General features: G+C 70.2%; 13 protein-coding genes and 1 tRNA gene. 8 read left to right on the top strand and 6 right to left on the bottom strand.

Going from position 1 to position 18,275, the window contains the following annotated elements; genetic code table 11:
- Positions 1-23 precede the first annotated feature (23 nt).
- On the top strand, positions 24-1,541 hold the full coding sequence (locus tag ACFQ7Q_RS05725; protein WP_383550353.1) for a WXG100 family type VII secretion target: 1,518 nt from the start codon (positions 24-26) through the stop codon (positions 1,539-1,541).
- A 17-nt stretch (positions 1,542-1,558) separates the two neighbouring features.
- The gene (mycP, locus tag ACFQ7Q_RS05720; protein WP_383550351.1) at positions 1,559-2,782 is read left to right on the top strand and encodes a type VII secretion-associated serine protease mycosin; all 1,224 of its coding nucleotides are present in this window, start codon (positions 1,559-1,561) and stop codon (positions 2,780-2,782) included.
- Positions 2,783-2,915: 133 nt separating this feature from the next.
- On the opposite strand, the gene ACFQ7Q_RS05715 is transcribed toward mycP, so the two are convergent.
- On the bottom strand, positions 2,916-3,383 hold the full coding sequence (locus ACFQ7Q_RS05715) for a hypothetical protein (RefSeq protein WP_383550348.1): 468 nt from the start codon (positions 3,381-3,383) through the stop codon (positions 2,916-2,918).
- A 602-nt stretch (positions 3,384-3,985) separates the two neighbouring features.
- Here ACFQ7Q_RS05715 and ACFQ7Q_RS05710 point away from each other — a divergent pair.
- The 3 genes from ACFQ7Q_RS05710 to ACFQ7Q_RS05700 are packed head-to-tail and all read left to right on the top strand — an operon-like array spanning position 3,986 to position 7,495.
- Positions 3,986-4,411: a hypothetical protein gene (locus ACFQ7Q_RS05710; RefSeq protein ID WP_383550346.1), complete on the top strand. Its 426-nt coding sequence runs from the start codon at positions 3,986-3,988 to the stop codon at positions 4,409-4,411.
- 14 nt (positions 4,412-4,425) lie between these two features.
- A complete protein-coding gene (locus ACFQ7Q_RS05705) occupies positions 4,426-6,786 on the top strand; it encodes a hypothetical protein (RefSeq protein ID WP_383550344.1) in 2,361 nt (786 codons plus the stop codon).
- A gap of 13 nt (positions 6,787-6,799) precedes the next feature.
- The gene (locus ACFQ7Q_RS05700; RefSeq protein ID WP_383550342.1) at positions 6,800-7,495 is read left to right on the top strand and encodes a hypothetical protein; all 696 of its coding nucleotides are present in this window, start codon (positions 6,800-6,802) and stop codon (positions 7,493-7,495) included.
- Between the two features lie 51 nt (positions 7,496-7,546).
- Here the strand turns inward: ACFQ7Q_RS05700 and ACFQ7Q_RS05695 are convergent, their stop codons facing one another.
- The 5 genes from ACFQ7Q_RS05695 to ACFQ7Q_RS05675 form a co-directional block, all read right to left on the bottom strand.
- A complete protein-coding gene (locus ACFQ7Q_RS05695; RefSeq protein WP_383550340.1) occupies positions 7,547-9,616 on the bottom strand; it encodes a PQQ-binding-like beta-propeller repeat protein in 2,070 nt (689 codons plus the stop codon).
- A 31-nt stretch (positions 9,617-9,647) separates the two neighbouring features.
- The gene (locus ACFQ7Q_RS05690; RefSeq protein ID WP_383550338.1) at positions 9,648-11,801 is read right to left on the bottom strand and encodes a protein kinase; all 2,154 of its coding nucleotides are present in this window, start codon (positions 11,799-11,801) and stop codon (positions 9,648-9,650) included.
- Positions 11,802-11,805: 4 nt separating this feature from the next.
- A complete protein-coding gene (locus ACFQ7Q_RS05685) occupies positions 11,806-12,699 on the bottom strand; it encodes a serine/threonine protein kinase (RefSeq protein WP_383550336.1) in 894 nt (297 codons plus the stop codon).
- 103 nt (positions 12,700-12,802) lie between these two features.
- Entirely contained in the window at positions 12,803-13,198 is a 396-nt protein-coding gene (locus ACFQ7Q_RS05680; protein ID WP_383550334.1) for a hypothetical protein, read from the bottom strand.
- A gap of 71 nt (positions 13,199-13,269) precedes the next feature.
- Positions 13,270-13,341, bottom strand: a tRNA-Cys gene (locus ACFQ7Q_RS05675).
- Between the two features lie 224 nt (positions 13,342-13,565).
- On the opposite strand from ACFQ7Q_RS05675, the gene ACFQ7Q_RS05670 reads away from it, so the two are divergent.
- The 3 genes from ACFQ7Q_RS05670 to ACFQ7Q_RS05660 all read left to right on the top strand — a co-directional run bounded on the left by ACFQ7Q_RS05670 (position 13,566) and on the right by ACFQ7Q_RS05660 (position 18,220).
- A complete protein-coding gene (locus tag ACFQ7Q_RS05670; protein WP_383550332.1) occupies positions 13,566-15,035 on the top strand; it encodes an MFS transporter in 1,470 nt (489 codons plus the stop codon).
- Between the two features lie 261 nt (positions 15,036-15,296).
- The gene (locus tag ACFQ7Q_RS05665; protein WP_383550330.1) at positions 15,297-17,087 is read left to right on the top strand and encodes a DEAD/DEAH box helicase; all 1,791 of its coding nucleotides are present in this window, start codon (positions 15,297-15,299) and stop codon (positions 17,085-17,087) included.
- Between the two features lie 491 nt (positions 17,088-17,578).
- Positions 17,579-18,220: a helix-turn-helix domain-containing protein gene (locus ACFQ7Q_RS05660; protein WP_361862844.1), complete on the top strand. Its 642-nt coding sequence runs from the start codon at positions 17,579-17,581 to the stop codon at positions 18,218-18,220.
- Positions 18,221-18,275 lie beyond the last annotated feature (55 nt).

The following is an 18,275-nucleotide window of genomic DNA, read 5'->3' as shown; positions in this document are numbered from 1 at the left end:
GAGGGAAGACCAACTTCCAGGCCATGTCTCACGCGGACATGCTGACGTGGCTGGACCAGGCGAGCAGTTTCTACGTCCAGGACGCGGCCGACAGGTTGAACACTGCCGCCGGGAAGATGCGCGAGATTGCCCGGCATCTGCGCGACCGCCCGGGTCGGGTGGAGTGGAAGGGCAAGGCAGAAGAAGCGTTCTTGGAATGGGCCGAGAGCCTGGCCAGTACCACGAACAGCCTCGCCGACTACAGCGTTCACGCATCGACCTGGATGGGCCGTGCCTCCGAGGCAATCGCCTCGGCCCAGAGCGCCATGCCGCGCTACACCTCTCAGGCGGATGCTCAGGCGAACCTGGATGCCGCGCGGAAGTACCACAACGACCCCGACTCGCAGAGCATCGCGCGGGACGCGCGAGCCTCGATGGCGAACGTCGACGATCCCAAGCTGACGCCGGAGCAGAAGGCGGATCTGATCCAGGCGAAGCAGGAGGAGAACCGGCAGGCCGCCATCCTCGAGATGCGGAAGCTGTCGGGCGCGTACGAGCTGTCCGGCGAGCAGATGGACAACTTCAAGGTGCCCACGATGCCGCCGCCGCCGGATGCGTTCGTGCCGCCGGACCTCCATGAACGTGACGGATACAGCCGGAATGTCTCGACGTCGACCGGCAACGACAGCCGCTCCACGGTCACTTCCGACACCGGAACGTCGACCACACGGTCTCAGGACGGCCGGCCTACGCCGGACGTCGGCGTGGTCCCGCCCACGGGTGACAAGACCGGACCGACGCACGTCGTCCGCCCCGACGTTCCCGTGGATCTCGGCATCGACCACGTGAACACGCTGCCCCCGCCGACGACCACGACCCCGCCGCCGACGGGCACGCCGCCGATCATCGGCAGGCCGGAGCCCGGCCTGACGCCTCCGCTCGTGGTCCCGCCCACGCTGGGCACGCCCCCCGTGACCGGTGGTACCGGCCACACGCCGCCCCCCGGGACGCGTGGACCCGTGGGCCCCACGGGCCGGATGGGCCTCGCGAACCCCAGCCCCCTCGGCGGCACCGGCATGCCTCGCGACGGCATCTCCGGCGGCCGCCAGGTGTCTCCCACCACGGGCCGACCGGCGACCGGGATCCCCCGCAGCACGGTCATCGGCACTGAGCACGGCAATGGCACGGGCCGTATGCCCATGGGCGGTGGGGGCGGTCACATGGGTGGCACCCACCCGGGCGGCCAGAACGGCATCAGCGGTGGTCGACGCCTCGCCGTCGAAACCGGTGGCGTCGTCGGCGCCCGTCCGCAGCAGCCCGGCGCGACCGGCGCCCGTCCGTTCACCCCGGGAGGCTCGGGTCTCGTACGAGGCGGCGGCGCCCAGGGCGGTGCAGGCACCGGCACGGGCCCGATGGGCCGTGGCGGCATGGTGCCCGCCGGCACGAACGGTGCGGGATCGCGCCGCGAGGACAGCAATGGAGAGCGGCCGGACTACCTCGTCGAGGACGAGGAGACCTGGCAGCAGGGTGGCCGTCGTGTTGCGCCGCCTGTCATCGACTGAGTAGCCAGAGGAAGTAGATGCGTACCAGCAGTATTCGTTCGAGCCGTGGTCGGGCAGTCGCTTCGGCCGCTCTGGGGATGCTGCTGGTGGGCATCGCATCCGTCCCCGCCCACGCGGAGACGGTCCGGTCCCGGCAGTGGCACCTGGACGCCATGAAGGCCGACGAGATCTGGAAGCTCAGCACCGGCAAGGGCATCACGGTCGCTGTCATCGACAGCGGCGTGGACAAGCAGAACCCGGATCTGACAGGACAGGTGCTCGACGGCAAGAACCTGGCCCCCGAAGAGTCCGGTGACGAGCACACGGACAGCACTGGGCACGGCACGGGGATGGCCGGACTGATTGCCGGTACGGGCAAGGCAAATGGGGGCGACGGAGCATTCGGCCTGGCGCCGGGGGTGAAGATTCTCCCCATCCGCATGCCGAACGCACTCAAGAACGGCGGAAGCAAGCAGGACGCCGACGACGCATTCAACAAGAAAATGCCCGTCGCGATTCGCTATGCGGCCGACTCGGGCGCCAAGGTCATCAACATTTCCATGGGCGTGGATGACGCATCGCAGCAGGTCACTGACGCTGTGACGTACGCCTTGGGCAAGGGGGCCCTGGTCTTCGCCTCGGTGGGCAACAGCGCCGACAAGACGAACGAGGTCGAGTACCCGGCTGCCACCCCCGGGGCTGTCGGCGTCGGCTCTGTCGACAAGAATCTGGAGCGGGTGAAGTCGTCCCAGTACGGCGCCCAGGTGGACCTCGTAGCTCCCGGCGACAAGATGCTCCACGCCTGCGGCGGCAAGACCGGTCTGTGCGAAACCGGTGGCACCAGTGACGCCACCGCCATCGCCTCCGCCTCCGCGGCCCTCATTTGGTCCAAGCACCCCGAGTGGACCAACAATCAGGTGCTCAGGGTCATGCTCAACACCATCAATCCGCCCGAGGGCAACGAGAAGCGCAATGACCAGTTCGGCTACGGCGCCATCCGCCCCCTTCGTGCTCTGACGACCCCCGGCGACCCCGGCCCCGCCGACGTCCGTCCCATCCCGGACCTCGCCGTCGCCGAGACAGCGTCGCCCTCCGCTGCGCCGTCCGAGGCCGGCGAGCAGTCACCTGCTCCCGCGCCCGGTCCCGTTGCTCAGGAGGACAGTGGCAGCAACACCGGCCTCTGGATCGGCCTCGGCATCGGCGCGGCTGTGCTCATCGGTGCCGCGGTGGCCGTTCCGGTCATCCGGTCCCGGCGGAGCTGATCAGGGGCTCGGATCGTTTCCGGGTCTCCTGACACCGGATGGGGGGCCTAGCGAAGGCGGACTTCCGTGCCCGCTTCCGGGCGCGGCACGGAGCGGTCTTCGTGCACGCGGGCTCGTCGGCCGGCCAGGCCGGTCAGAGGTGGGACAGCACTCCGCGCCAGATCCACCCCGCGCCGAGGACCGCTTCCCGTAGGGGGTTCCTCATGTCTCGCGAGTCGAATCGGAGCGTCTCGACCTTCTGCCGACGGCCGTCGGGCCCCCGCTCGTACGTCCACTGCCGGGCGACGTGGGGGGCCGGCCCACGCCCGTACCGCTTGCCGAGAGAATCGGGTGCCGAGGCCTCCCATCGCTCGTCGAGCGTGCGCACCTCGCGGGTTTCCGGGATCAGTCGCATCCGGGTCCTGAGGGTCATCCTCAGTTCGCGGACCTGCCATTCCGCCACCAGGTCGGCCTTCTCCGCGGGGAGGGCATTGCGCACGCGGAAGGGTACGTCCGGCCCGTTGACCGCGAGCAGCGCGGTCCGGACCTCCGCCGCGGGCAGCGGCGCGACACCGCTCTCCGGGTACGTGGTGCCGGTGAACTTGTCCCAGAGCCGGCCCATCGCTACGCCCCCGTCCCGGTGTCCGGGCGCACCGAGCGTACGAAGTCCCGGTTCGACCACGTAGACACCCACGGCTCGGCGGCGTCAGTCCGGGCCTGTGCCCACTCCTGGTCGAACCACATGGTGTCGTACCCCCCCGATTCGCCGTGCTGAGACGGAGACCAGACTTCGCAGTCGCATTGTATGTTCGGCGCGACGGGCATGGGCACGCAGAACACATGAGCTCATCGACAGCCAGGTCATGGCTGCCGATCGATGTCCCGGACCCACGCCGAACTCCTGCTGCACGGTTCACTTGATGTGCTATCAGAAACTCCAGATGAGGTCTCGCCGGAGCCAGGAGATCTGAAACGGTCCGACCCCTGGCGCCGCCGCGCAGTAAGGGGTGAACCGCAGAGTGCCGGGCATCAGCGACATCTGCGCATCAGATGGGCGATTGCCAAGGCGAAGTAGCCGCGCCCGCACGGAGATGTGCTCGTTGGTGCCGAGGTTTTCCGCTACCAGGCACCGATGCGGCCTGCCGGCACTACGATCGTGTCGTCTCGGCAGGGCACCGAACTTGCTGAGGCGAAGACGGGAAGAACGCCAATTCGGGGGGGATCATGTCGTTCGAGAAGGAGTGGGCCTCGGCCCGTACTCATGCTCAGGCGGACGTGAGTCTGCGGCTCAACCAGGTCCCGCCCGAGTCCGGTGGCGGTAGCGGAAACGCGGACCTCGGCGTCGACCAGGACAAGCTGGGCGCGATCGGCAGTGCCGCCTTCGCGCTTCACGGCCGGCTGGTGAAGGACGGCAACCACGCGCGGACGAACACGGCGGAGGCCGCCACGTCCCTGTCCAGCCATGGGTTTCTCACCGGGTCCGCCATGGCGACCGTGCAGGAGACGTGGAGTTCGCAGCTGAGCACCCTGCTCGATGCCTGCGCCAACATCTCCAACCACCTCGACTACAGCGCGGCCTCGCACGCCAAGGAAGAAGCCGACATCCAGGCGGCCCTCGCCGCTTCCCAGATCAACGAGTACCTCAAGTAGGCGGGGGATCTGCCGTGCTGACCTTCGACAACGTGTACCAGGCGCCGCTCGACAAGATGAAGGCGTCTGCCGACAACTGGTCGGAGATGAAGGGCAAGCTCGAGACGCTTGCCGAGGACGCCCGTACGACCATGGCCGCGAAGGCCAAGGACGACTACTGGCGAGGGGTCAACGCCGAGGTCACCAAGCCGTTCGTGGACAAGACGGCGAAGGAGTTCGGAGACGCCGCCAAGGCTGCGGAGGGCATCTTCAAGATCCTCGAGGACGGTTACAACGCCTTCAAGAAGGCGAAGGACGATCTGAAGAAGATCGTGGAGACCGATGCCCCGGCCCAGCACCTCGTCGTCAGGACGGACGGCAAGGTCGAGGCCGTGTATCCGTTGGAGAAGGACAATGCGGCCCGGCACGACCCGGACTACCCCGAGGCGCTGCGCAAGCAGCGCGCCTCCATCGACACGATGCAGAAGAGGATCGACGCGATCGTCGAGACGTGCGACGACGCCGACGTGGCCTGTTCCAACGCGCTGAAGGCCAACATCACCGGCGACAAGCACAACTTCAGCGCGCCGAGGTACGGCAGCCTGGACGCCGAGGAGGCGCAGCGCGCCCTCGACCTCGCCAAGAAGGGCAGGGACCTCTCCCACGAGGAGCTGGAGCGACTCAACGAGCTGCTCAAGGACAACAGCTCCTCCAAGGACTTCTCCCGGACGTTCTACGACGGCCTCGGCCCCAAGGGCGCTCTCGAGTTCTTCGGCCAGCTGTCGACGGACACCTACGACTACGCCAAGCTGGACAAGCAGCGCCTGGCCGATGTGCAGGAACTGCAGAGGAACCTCGGGCTCAACCTCGCCGCGGCCACGCAGGGCGGCGACAAATGGACCGAGAACTGGTCCGCCGAGATGCGCAAGATCGGTACCGAGCGCATTCCGCTCGCCAAGAACGACTACAACGGGCCGTTCGGCTACCAGCTGCTCGGCGGCATCATGCGGTACGGCAACTACGACCCGAAGTTCCTCAACCCGATCGCCGAGCATGTGGCGCAGCTGCATGCCAAGGACCCGTACATGTTCGCCGACAACAAGTCGATCGGCGGCTGGCAGAAGAACCCGTTCAACCCGTCCGGGGTCAACGGAGCCGGATACGACCCCATGGTGCCGATGCTGGAGGCCCTCGGCCACAGCCCGGAGGCCGCGAAACAGTTCTTCTCCGCAGACCCGACCGCGTACAACGAGGACGGGACTCCCGGCGGCGAGCTGAACCTGGGCAAGGACAAGGACGGCAACAGGATCGACAACTATCTCGACTTCTTCGGCAACGAGAAGTACGAGTTCTTCCCGGACATCGACGGCCACCATCCGGACGAGGCCAAGAAGTCCCTGGCCTACATGCCCGACGCCTTCGGCCACGCGCTCGAGGCGGCCACGCTCGGCCACGCCTGGGACGACCCGTCCCCGAAGCTCGTCAAGGACGAGACGTCGGTCGCGATCATGGAGAAGGTCGTCGAGAAGTACGGCACGGACCCCGGCCTGCTCAAGAAGCAGGAGACGATGGCGGACAGCCTCGGCACGATGGGCGCCGGCTATATCGACGACCTCAACTGGGCGCTCAACGACAACAACCCGCAGAGCATGTACGCGCCGGAGAACGCGAACTCCGAGAAGTTCCCGGAGGCGCGGAACCCCAAGAACCATGGGGAGTTCGGCCGCGACGGCGCGCTGAACTTCCTCAGCACGCTCGGACAGCACCCCGACTCCTACGCGACGATCGCGATGGCCGAACGGGTCTACACCAACGGCATGCTCGACACTCATGCCGTCGATGCCAACGGCAAGATCGACACCGGCCATGCCCGCTCGGCCATCTACACGGGGGCCGAGGTCCAGGGCATCCTCGACCAGTCGCGGGCCGACCAGGTCACCGCCGACACTCTCAAGAAGGACGAGGAGTACAACAAGGCCCTGGAGAAGCGAGCGGGGTGGATGGAGTTCGGAGCGGCGGCCGCCATCGGCGCGGGTGTCGCGTTCCTGCCGGCGACGGTCGCCGCCGCCGGAGCCGCGGCCATTCTCGTACCGCTCGCGGTGGACACAGGCAGTGGCGCACTGGAGCAGCTCTCCGGGCAGTTCATCGGTGACTGGTCCGACGCGAAACAGGAAGAGCACAAGGACGAGGTCGACGACCAGATCCGGGAGCAGAAGACCAACATCTACACCGCGGGCGAGGAGAACTCGAAGGCGGCGATGAGGGACTTCATGGAGCGGCATCAGGTCCCGCCCGACAGCGACTTCGGGCAGGACCTGAAGGAATCGGCCAACGGCGGATACATCAATGGAAACGCCAAAGAGGATCAGCAGGGGCAGGACCCCGAGACCGGCTGACAGGATGAAGCGGATGGCGAAGCCCCGGGAGGCGGTGAGCGTCGCGGCGATCACCGCGCTGCTCTTCGGTGCCGTGGCGTGTGGCGGAACGAACGACAAGGGCAAGGCTCAGGAGGGCACGCCGTCATCGCAGGCGGCGAGTGCGGGTCTCTGTGGGGGAGCGGTGACTTCCGCGGCCCGTTCGGCCCTGTCGCTGCTGACCGGGACGTCCGAACTGCACCCGACGGACGCGGCCGCCGACCCGAGCGCCGTGGCCAGGGGGCTGATCGCCAACTGGGCGCCTTTGAACACGCCGCCCCACAAGCGGGATGTGGTCGCTCTCTGTGCGATCTCGACCGAGAAGAACCTCGGTGCCGGCCCCGCCGACGTCCGGATCGAGTTCCGTCTCTCCGATGCCGACGAGGCGAAGGGCGACGGGAAGATCGCGTCGTCCTTGGAGCGGTACGAGATGGGTGTGCGGGCCTCGGTCGGCTCTCAGCGGGCGTATGTGTGGTTCTCCTGCGAGAGCGGTCGGTTGAGCTCCTCCGAGCAGAGCCCGGCGTACCTCCTGGCCTCGGTGGAACTCTCGCGGGCCCCGAAGGGCGAGCAGGGAGCCCTGAAGGACGCGAACGCCACCGTCGTCCACTCCGCGGCCCGGTCGGTCGCACAGCAGCTGGGCTGCGCGGACGACGGAGGGCTTGCGCCGGCGCCTGCACTGAAGCACACCTGAACGCGCTTCGATCCAGTCAGCGCACCGGCGCTCGACGGCGGTGCTGCCGGCTCAGAACGTGGGCATGGCGACCACCTGGCCCCGGCTGATCAGGAAGACCCGGTTGCCCGCGCCGGTCATGCTCCATGGGCCGCGGTTGTCCCGCTCGTACGTCCACACGCGTTTGCTGTTCGGCTTGGAGAGGCCGGATACGCCGTAGTCCGGGTCCCCCTCGATCACCCAGATGCAGTTTCCCTGGATCACGGGAGGAGTCAACGGCGGCCGTGTGCCTTTCAGACCGGCGAACAGGTCACCGTCCGACTTCCCGGACTTCTCGTAGCGGTAGGCGAAGGCGCCGCCGACCGCGATGATCCCCTCGCCGTCCAGGACGGGAGGCCCCCAGCCGCCCTGGGTGCCGCTCGGCGGCCAATGGGCATCCACTGCCCACAACCGGCGTCCGTCGAGAGTCACGGCGGTCAGAGTCCGGCCGCCGAGATAGATGGTGTCGCCGTCGATCAGAGGCTGCAGGGCGGTCGTGCCCTGGCCGCGGATCTCCCAAAGCTCACGGCCCGTCGTGGTGTCCACGGCCGAGACGTTGCCGCTCGCCAGGGACACGACGAGGCGATTCCCGCCCGCCGCGGCGAGCGGTCCTGTGTCGCCCTCCGGAGTCTTGACGGAGGGACCGGTCCAGCGCACCTTCCGGCCGGTGATGTCGACGGCGCGCAGAGTCCCCTTCTTGGTGATGAAGTAGATGCCACCGGAATCCGCCGCCAACAGGAGCGCCACGTCGGCGTCCGCCACCGACCACCTCTCCGCGCTGGTCGATGCCTCGAGCACCGTGAGCCTGCCGGAATCGTCCGCCACCGCTACATGGTCCTCGTCGACGGCGAGTTGCCGGGCACGGACGGACAGATGCGGCAGCGTCCACTTCTGCTTCCCGTCGGTGACCGCGAGGGCGGTGAGGCCGCCGTCGCGGGCCGCGAAGATCACTACGTCTCGCAACACGACCGGGGTGGGAAGCGGGCCCCGGGCGGCGGCTTCGACCGGCCCCCACAGGGGCTTCGGCCTGATGCCCTCGCTCTCCGCCTCGAGGAGAGGGGCGTCCGGAGCGTCTCCCGCCGGCGGCAGTTCGTTCGCGGCACGCTCCGAGAGCCACCAGGCGGATCCGCCGCCGGCAGCCAGCAGCACGCCACCGCCGACACCCCACGTCGCCAGGAAGCGGCGCCTGTCGGGCATCGACCGCCCCGCGGTGCGGGCAGCGGTGGTCTGCCTGAGGACTGTCGTCTCCCGCTCCTTGATCTCCTGGAAGACGGGTCCGTGGCGCCAGAGGGGCCGGGCGTTCCGGGGCACGGAGAAGACACGGGCGATCTGTTCCGGTGTGGGGCGAAGGACCGCGTCCTTGGCGAGACAGGGTTCCACGAGCGCCCGGAGCTGTGGTGACAGCCGGGCGAGATCGGGCTGATCGTGGACGACCGCGTACTGTACGGCCGCGACATGCGGTCCTGTGTACGCGGGCCTGCCGGTCGCCGCGTACACGAGTACGGCGCCGAGCGAGAAGACGTCCGCGGCGCCGGTGACGCGTCGGCCGAGCACTTGCTCCGGCGCGCCGTACCCGGGGGTGACCGGGATCTGGCCCGTGGTGGTCAGGGTCAGCCCGTGCTCGGGGCGGGCAATGCCGAAGTCGATGACGCGGGGCCCGTCGGAGGTCAGCACGATGTTGGCCGGCTTGATGTCGCGGTGGATCAGCCCGGCCGCGTGAATGTCACCCAGTGTCCGTGCAAGCGAGGAGGCCAGCGCCCGGACGCTCGGCTCATCGAGAGCGCCGTGCGCGGCCACAGCCTCTTCCAGGGTCGGACCGGCGAGGAACTCGGTGGCGATCCACGGCCTGCCGCCCTCCGTCTGGGCACCGAGAACGCGCGCGAATCCCTTGCCCGTCACCGACTGCGCGGTCCCCGCCTCGCGAACGAAGCGCTGGGCCAGGTGCTGGTCGTGAGCGAGATCCGGCCGGAGCACCTTCACCGCGGCGGGGCGGCCCCCCTGGTCGGCCGCCAGGTAGACCTTGCCCATGCCGCCTTCGCCAAGTACGCCGATGAGACGGTACGGGCCGAGCCGCAGCGGATCGCCGACATCGAGGGGGTTCATGGGTGGGGTACGTCCTGTCTGTCTGTACGAGTCACTGGAGAGGGAGGGCGATCAGGAAGTCCTCGCCCACGGCGAAGAGCCGTCCGTCCCGCTCCTGCGCGACGAGGTGATCGACGTCGGTCTGGTAGACCCAACTGCTGCGGTGAGTCTTGAGATCGATGGCGCTGAGCCCTGAGGAAACCTTGTTGTAGACGTGCCGTTCGCCCACGACCGGGGCCACACCGACCGTGTCCTCGTGCGTCTGCGTGCCGGCTTGCTCGTGCCAGCGGATCTTCCCGTCGGCGGCGCCGACGGCGACGATGCCCCGGAGCCCGACGGTGTACACCACGCCGTCCCGGACCGCTGTGGCGCCGAAGGCCTCACCCTCTCCGGAGGCGAACGACCAGGCACGACTTCCGTCGGAGAGACGGAGGGCCACGAGAGACTCACCTCCGACGTACACGTGGGAGTCGTCCACACAGGGCGGGCGACGTCCGGGACCGTACCGGGACGTCAGCTGCCACCTAATGGCACCGGTACGTACATCCCGGGTGACGAGACGCGAGGTGGACTGCTCCCTTCCGAACTCGGCGGAGACGAGCATGCCGCCCCGTATGGCAGCGCCCCCCACGAACGACGTGTCCCCTTCCGGATTGACGACCTCCTCCCGCCACAGCTCCTTGCCCGTGGAGACGTCGACGGCGAGGAGGAACGACTTCTCCAGCGTGGCCCGTGTGCCGCCGGCCCCGGCCAGGAACACGACACCGTCGTCGGCGCAGAGCAACTGCGTCGAGTACATGTTGGCGTTGAGGTCCTTGATCCGCGCCACGGCCGGTCCGAGATCACCGCCGTCCAGGTCGACGGTGTGGATCGCGAACTCCTTGTGCACGTCCTCCCGCTTCTGCGGCACGACGTAGATCTGCTTCCCGTCGGTGGTGACCGCTTGCGCGGATGTCTCCACGGTGCAGAACCACGCACTGTCACCCGTCTTCTGGTCCTGGGCGGCGATCCCCGTGCCGGCCACCAGGGCCACCGCGTCCTCGATGACCAGAGGGAAGCCCCGTTCGTCCTCCGCGCCCACAGCCATCTCGCGGCTCCACAGGGACGGCGGGCCGTCGCCGAGCAGGGGAGCGGTGGGCAGCTTCTCGTTCTCCGCCGTCCTCCCGCTCTGCCACACCCACGCTCCGCCGCCGGCGGCGAGCAGCGCGCCGCCGCCGAGTGCCAGCAGTGAGCGCCGCGACAGCAGGCGGGAGGCCGAGCGAGGAGAGCCGGCCGACACCGTCTCCGCGTACGGGTCGTCCGCCGGGGCCGGGAGCCGGTGGGGGTGGGGGAGCCAGACCTCCGTCGCTCGGCGGGCGATGTCGGTGAGGAGCAGGGGCGGGAGGTGGTCCGCGAAGTCGCCCTGGCCGTCGTGGAGGTGGGTCGCCAGCTCCGTGGTCGTCGGGCGGGACGTCGGGTCCTTGGCGAGGCAGGCCGTCAGGACGGGGAGCAGGGGTTCCGGGACGCCCGCGAGGTCGGGGCTGGCGTAGCGGACGCGGTAGAGGAGGTCCGCCGGGGCGCCCGTGCCGAAAGGGCCGTGGCCCGTGGCCGCGAAGACCATGACCCCTGCGAGGGCGAAGACGTCCCCGGCCGGGGTGTGTTCCTGGCCGCCCGCCTGTTCGGGGGACATGAACGCCGGGGTGCCCGTCGCCGCGCCCGTGCTCGTCAGGCGGTCGTCGCCGGCCGCGCGGGCGATGCCGAAGTCGATGATCTTCGGGCCGTAGGCGGTGACCAGGACGTTGGAGGGCTTCAGGTCGCGGTGGACGACGTCCGAGGAGTGGAGTTGCGACAGGGCCCCCGCGAGGGCCGCGCCGAGTGCGCGGACCGTCGGCTGGGGGAGGCCACCGCACAGCGCGACCGCGTCGTCGAGCGGCGGGCCGAGGACGTACTCGGTGGCCAGCCACGGGGTTTCGGCCAGCGGGTCCGCGTCCACGACGGCCGCTCCGTGGCGGTCGCCGATGATCCGTGCCGCGTCCGTCTCCAGCCGGAAGCGGGTACGGAAGTCGGCCTCGGAGGCGAGCCGGGCATGCATCGTCTTCAGGGCGACCGTACGGCCCCCGGGCGTCCGGGCCAGATAGACCGTGCCCATGCCGCCCGAGCCCAGACGGGCGAGCAGACGGTACGTGGCGATGGCCGCCGGGTCGCTGTGGGTGAGTGGTGACAGCATCGCGTCAGTTCCAGGGCAGTTCGGCGGCGAGGATCTCGGACGACTGGCGGGCGAGCGCCGCGACGACCCGGCCGGGCAGCCAGCCGGGGGTCAGCAGCGAACCCGCAGAGCTCAGCACCGTCTCGTGCGGGGTCGGCGGCGCGAGGGCGGTCATGACGTCGGCCGCGGTGGGCCGGTTCGCGGGGTCGCGGGAAAGGCAGGAGGCTGTCGACGGGCGCAGGGCCGGCGGGAGTTCGGAGCGTTCCGGGACGGTGTGCCCGGTGGACGCGTACGCCAGGACGGCACCGAGCGCGTACACGTCACCCGGCGGGCGCGGCCGTCCACCCGACGCCTGCTCGGGCGCCAGTGCGCCTGGGTCGAGGCCCGGGAGGGTGTTTCTCTGCCCCCCGTCCGGCGCCGCTGCCCTTACCGCGCCGAAGCACGTCAGGCGCGGGCCGTCGGAGGTGAGGAGGACGGCGGCGGGGGACACCCCCGCATGCGTGACGCCCTGTGCGTGTGCGGCGGCCAGCGCCTCGGCGAGGGCGACGCCGATCACGCGAACCGTTTCCTCCGGCAACGGGCCGCCGTGCACGGCGAGGGCGACGGGGAGCGGGAGAGCGGGAACGTACGGGGTCGCGTGGAACGGGGACGAAGCGGGATCCGCCACCTCCGTCACCGGGGCGATCCACGGGCTCAGGAGCCGCTGCGCCGCGTGGGCCTCCGTCAGGAAGCGCGCGGGGTCGGCGCCGGGCAGGGGCGCGGAGAGCAGCACCGTACGGGCGCCCTCCGCGCTGCGGGCGACGAAACGGCGGCACGGGACGTGGCCGCTCTGCCGGGGCGACGGCGGGTCGAGACGCGTGATCAGACGATACGGGCCGATCCGTCGCGCGGACTCCTCGTTCGGGCGCGGCCGTTCCACGTGTGAGCTCCCCCTGTCGTACCCCCGTGCCGCCCCAACGGTTGCTGGAGCAACAGGAGCCTACTCAAGAGGGAAAGGAGGACGCGGGGGCGGTGATTCCTCGTCAGTCCGTCGCCGGGGTGTCGGTCGGGTGCTTTGTGCCGATCAGGGACAGCGCGAGGATCGAGGCGCGTGTGATGAGCCCGGCGAGCAGGATCGTGCCGAAACCCTCCACCCGGAACGCGGCTATCTCGCCGCCCAGCCAGGACAGCAGCCACCAGATCAGGGAGTCCTGTACGAACCCGGCCGCCGCGAAGGCCAGCAGGGCGAGTGGTGGGACCGGGGCGGACGGGCCGACGTAGATCAGCTGCGTGAGGAGGGAGATCACCACGCCCGCGATCACGATCGACAGGACCACGTCCGCGGCCTCCGCGCCCAGTGTGACGCCCGGCAGCACAGCCCCGGAGACGCCGACTCCGACGAGGGCGCCCAGTCTGCGGCGCGTGCCTGTATCAGTCATGGGCGGACTCTGACACAGGCGACGTGATCTTGTGAAGATCCTGTGGAGACAGGATCCGGGGTCCGGATCAGAGACCGTGGCGGGAATTGAACCCGCGTAACTCGCTTTGCAGGCGAGCCCCTCAACCACTCGGGCACACGGTCGTGTTGTGCACGAGTACGACCGTAGGGCGGGGTGGGGGAGGGGCTCAAGGGTTCCGGTCGGCGTGCAACACGACTGCCATGCGGCGTTCATGGTCGGGCGGTCCGTGGGGCCGTCCTCGGGCCGGGCGGTGGGTCCGTCGGTCCGTCGGCTTACGACCAAGGGACCAGCCCGCACCCGACTCTCGACAGGGTTCATTCAGCGTTATGCCCCTTACTCTGGGGCTATGAGTGCCCTCGAACCCCGCGACGCCGACGTCGCTCCCGCCACCGCCGTCCCCTCCCCGGGCGGCGGATCCGTGCTCGACGGCGACCACCGGGCGCTCAGCATCGGCATCGTCTCCGTCGTCCTGCTCATCGCCTTCGAGGCGACCGCCGTCGGGACCGCGATGCCGGTCGCGGCGCGCGAGCTGAACGGGATCCCGCTGTACGCGTTCGCCTTCTCCGCGTACTTCACCACCAGCCTCTTCGCCATGGTCCTCTCCGGGCAGTGGTCCGACCGCGCCGGGCCGCTCGCCCCGCTCACCGCCGGTATCTCCGCCTTCGCCGCCGGACTGCTGCTCTCCGGGACCGCCAGCACGATGTGGCTGTTCATCCTCGGCCGGGCCGTGCAGGGGCTGGGCGGCGGGCTCGTGATCGTGGCGCTGTACGTGGTCGTCAGCCGGGCGTATTCCGAGACGCTGCGGCCCGCGATCATGGCGGCCTTCGCCGCCGGTTGGGTCGTCCCGTCCGTCGTCGGGCCGCTCGCCGCCGGGACGATCACCGAGCACCTGGGCTGGCGGTGGGTCTTCGTCGGGATCCCCGCGCTGGTCGTCCTGCCGCTCGCCCTCGCCCTCCCCGCCATCCGCCGCACCGCGTCCGGGCCCGCCGACCCGGCCGCGCCGCTCCCGCCGTACGACCGGCGCCGGATCGGGCTCGCGCTCGGTATCTCGGCCGGGGCGGCGCTGCTTCAGTACGCGGGCCAGGAGCTGCGCTGGCTCTCGCTGCTGCCGGCCGCGGTGGGCGCGGCGCTGCTGGTGCCGGCCGCGCGCGGACTCCTGCCGCGCGGGACGTACCGCGCGGCGCGCGGGCTGCCGTCCGTCGTACTGCTGCGCGGGGTCGCGGCCGGGTCGTTCATCGCGGCCGAGTCCTTCGTGCCGCTCATGCTGGTCACCCAGCGCGGCCTCAGCCCCACGCTCGCCGGTCTCTCGCTCGCGCTCGGCGGCGTGACCTGGGCCCTCGGATCGTGGGTCCAGGCCCGGCCGTGGATGGAGCCTTACCGGGAGCGGTCCGTCGTCGTCGGCATGGTGCTCGTCGCGGCGGCCATCGCGACCGCGCCGACCGTGCTGGTTCCCTGGATGCCCGCCTGGATCGTCGCCCTCGCCTGGGCGTGGGGCTGTCTGGGCATGGGCCTGGTGATCTCCTCGACGAGCGTGCTGCTCCTGAAGCTCTCGGCCCCGGAGGAGGCGGGCGCGAACTCGGCGGCCCTGCAGATCTCGGACGGCCTCTCGAACGTGCTGCTGCTGGCGGCGGGAGGAGCGGCGTTCGCCGCGCTGGGCGGTGGGGCGGTGGGCCACGGCGTGACCTCGGGCGCGGGCGGGCACCCGGTGGCCTTCGCCGCGGTGTTCCTCCCGATGGCGGGAGTGGCACTGGCGGGCGCGTGGGTGGCCACCAGGCTGAACCCTCGGACGGGCGGGTCCGTCGGGGCGGCCGGCTGACCGGGTCCTGGAGTCACCCGCCACCCTCCTCGGAGCCCACGGAGCCGATCTCGCCACCGCCGGCCACGACACCGCATACGGCCTGGTCATCGCGTGGCCAGTGGTGCGTCAGTGGATGTCCCGGGCATCGCGCACCCGTTGCGGGGGTTGTGAGGACCGTCTCACGGTGGCCCGTCCCGGCCTCGTCCAGCCCGTCCCGCGACGGGCGCACCGGTAAGGTGGCCCGGTTGTCATATCTGGACGAGCGTCGAACCGGAGACCGTGACTACCACCGCCACCTCCTCCCATCACCTCTCTCCCGCCTTCCCCGGCCGGGCCCCCTGGGGTACCGCCAACAAGCTGCGAGCCTGGCAGCAGGGCGCCATGGAGAAGTACATCCAGGAGCAGCCCCGCGACTTCCTCGCGGTCGCGACGCCCGGCGCCGGAAAGACCACCTTCGCGCTGACGCTCGCGTCCTGGCTGCTGCACCACCACGTCGTGCAGCAGGTGACGGTCGTCGCGCCCACCGAGCACCTGAAGAAGCAGTGGGCCGCCGCCGCCGCGCGGATAGGCATCAAGCTCGACCCCGACTACAGCGCCGGGCCGCTCAGCAAGGAGTACCACGGCGTCGCCATCACCTACGCCGGTGTCGGCGTACGGCCCATGCTCCACCGCAACCGCTGCGAGCAGCGCAAGACCCTCGTCATCCTCGACGAGATCCACCACGCCGGTGACTCCAAGTCCTGGGGCGAGGCCTGCCTGGAGGCCTTCGACCCGGCGACCCGCCGTCTCGCCCTGACCGGTACGCCGTTCCGTTCCGACACCAACCCCATCCCCTTCGTCACGTACGAAGAGGGGAACGACGGCATCCGGCGGTCGTCGGCGGACTATACGTACGGCTACGGCAACGCCCTCGGCGACGGCGTCGTCCGGCCCGTGATCTTCCTTTCCTACAGCGGCAACATGCGCTGGCGCACCAAGGCCGGTGACGAGATCGCCGCCCGCCTCGGCGAGCCCATGACCAAGGACGCCATCTCCCAGGCATGGCGCACCGCCCTCGACCCCCGCGGCGACTGGATGCCGAACGTCCTGCGCGCCGCGGACCAGCGCCTTACAGAGGTGAGGAAGGGCATCCCCGACGCCGGCGGGCTCGTCATCGCCTCCGACCAGGACTCCGCCCGCGCCTACGCCAAGCTCATCCGTGAGATCACCGGCACCAAGGCCACCATCGTCCTCTCCGACGAAGCCGCCGCCTCGAAGCGGATCGACGAGTTCAGCGAGAACAACGACCGCTGGATGGTCGCCGTCCGCATGGTGTCCGAGGGCGTCGACGTCCCCCGGCTCGCCGTGGGCGTGTACGCGACGACCATCTCGACCCCCCTCTTCTTCGCCCAGGCCGTCGGACGTTTCGTACGTTCCCGCAGGCGCGGCGAGACCGCATCGGTGTTCCTTCCCACCATCCCCAACCTCCTCGGCTTCGCCAACGAGATGGAGGTCGAGCGCGACCACGTGCTCGACAAGCCGAAGAAGGACGGCGAGGAGGACCCGTACGCCGAGTCCGAGAAGGAGATGGCGGAGGCCGAGAAGCAGCAGGACGAGGACACCGGCGAGCAGGACATGCTGCCCTTCGAGGCGCTGGAGTCCGACGCCGTCTTCGACCGGGTCCTCTACGACGGCGCCGAGTTCGGCATGCAGGCCCACCCGGGCAGCGAGGAGGAGCAGGACTACCTCGGCATCCCCGGGCTCCTCGAACCCGACCAGGTGCAGCTGCTCCTCCAGAAGCGGCAGGCCAGGCAGATCGCGCACAGCCGCAAGCGGCCGGACACCGAGGCCGATCTCTTGGAGCTTCCGGCCGAGCGGCGCCCCGTCGTTTCGCACAAGGAGCTGCTCGAACTGAGGAAGCAGCTCAACACGATGGTCGGCGCGTACGTCCACCAGAGCGGCAAGCCGCACGGCGTCATCCACACCGAGCTGCGACGGGTGTGCGGCGGGCCGCCGAGCGCCGAGGCCACGGCCGGCCAGATCCGCGAGCGGATCAAGAAGGTGCAGGAGTGGGCCACCCGGATGCGATGAGGGTGGAGGGGCGTGGCGCCCGGACCCGGTGAGTGCTCCCGAGTGCGGTGAGTTCGAGTGCGGTGAGTTCGAGTGCGGTGAGTTCGACTGCGGTGCGTCCGACTGCGGTGACTTCGGCGGCTGTGGGGTCGGCCCGTACGCCGGGGCGTACGGGCCTTACGCGTTCCATGTGCTGTCCGTCGGGCTTGTCCGGACACCGTGCGCGTCGCTCGCATCCGTCGACTTTGTCCGGCGAATCTCCCTGACCGGCTGACTTCCGCCTCGAACCGACCGTATCCGGTCGCTCGCGCCCGGATTCTGGACGAGGTCTTCCGCTGAGCGGAGTGGCTCGCTACTGTCCCCCGCAATGCAAACGCCCCGTGGCAGCGCCGCCGCGGAGCGCAGCCGGTGCGCATGGCCTGCCGGCGGCCTCTGACGTGCGTCGCCGCGGGACCGGCGCCGCTGCTGTCGTTTGAAGGTCCGCCGTCACTCACTCCGAAGGAGAGGGCGTCGTGACCGCGGAAACCTCCCAGACGCTCGACCGGGGCCTCAGGGTCCTCAAACTGCTCGCCGACACCGACCACGGCCTGACCGTCACCGAGTTGTCCAACAAACTCGGTGTGAACAGGACCGTCGTCTACCGTCTGCTCGCCACACTCGAACAGCACGCGCTCGTACGACGCGACCTGGGCGGTCGCGCCCGGGTCGGCCTCGGTGTGCTGCGGCTGGGCCGCCAGGTCCACCCGCTGGTCCGCGAGGCCGCGCTGCCCGCGCTGCGCTCGCTCGCCGAGGACATAGGCGCGACAGCCCACCTCACCCTCGTCGACGGGGCGGAGGCGCTGGCGGTCGCCGTCGTCGAACCGACCTGGACCGACTACCACGTGGCCTACCGCGCCGGTTTCCGGCACCCGCTGGACCGGGGTGCGGCGGGCCGCGCGATCCTCGCGGCCCGGCAGGGCAGCCTGATCGAACCCGGCTTCACGCTCACCCACGGTGAGCTCGAGGCGGGCGCGAGCGGCGCGGCGGCTCCGCTGGTCGGGGTCACGGGCATCGAGGGCAGCGTGGGCGTCGTGATGCTCGCGGACGCGGTGCCGGAGCGGGTGGGGCCGCGGGTGGTGGACGCGGCGCGGGAGGTCGCCGACGCGTTGCGCTGACGCGCGCGGCGGGCTGCCACCCCCGGTTGTGGGCAATCGTCCCGCGGGACGGGCG

It is taken from the genome of Streptomyces sp. NPDC056527, from assembly GCF_042794475.1.
In the GTDB taxonomy this organism is placed as follows: Bacteria; Actinomycetota; Actinomycetes; order Streptomycetales; family Streptomycetaceae; genus Streptomyces.
The sequence above is the reverse complement of the archived record's forward strand: the minus strand, read 5'-3'. Positions and strand labels throughout refer to the sequence as shown.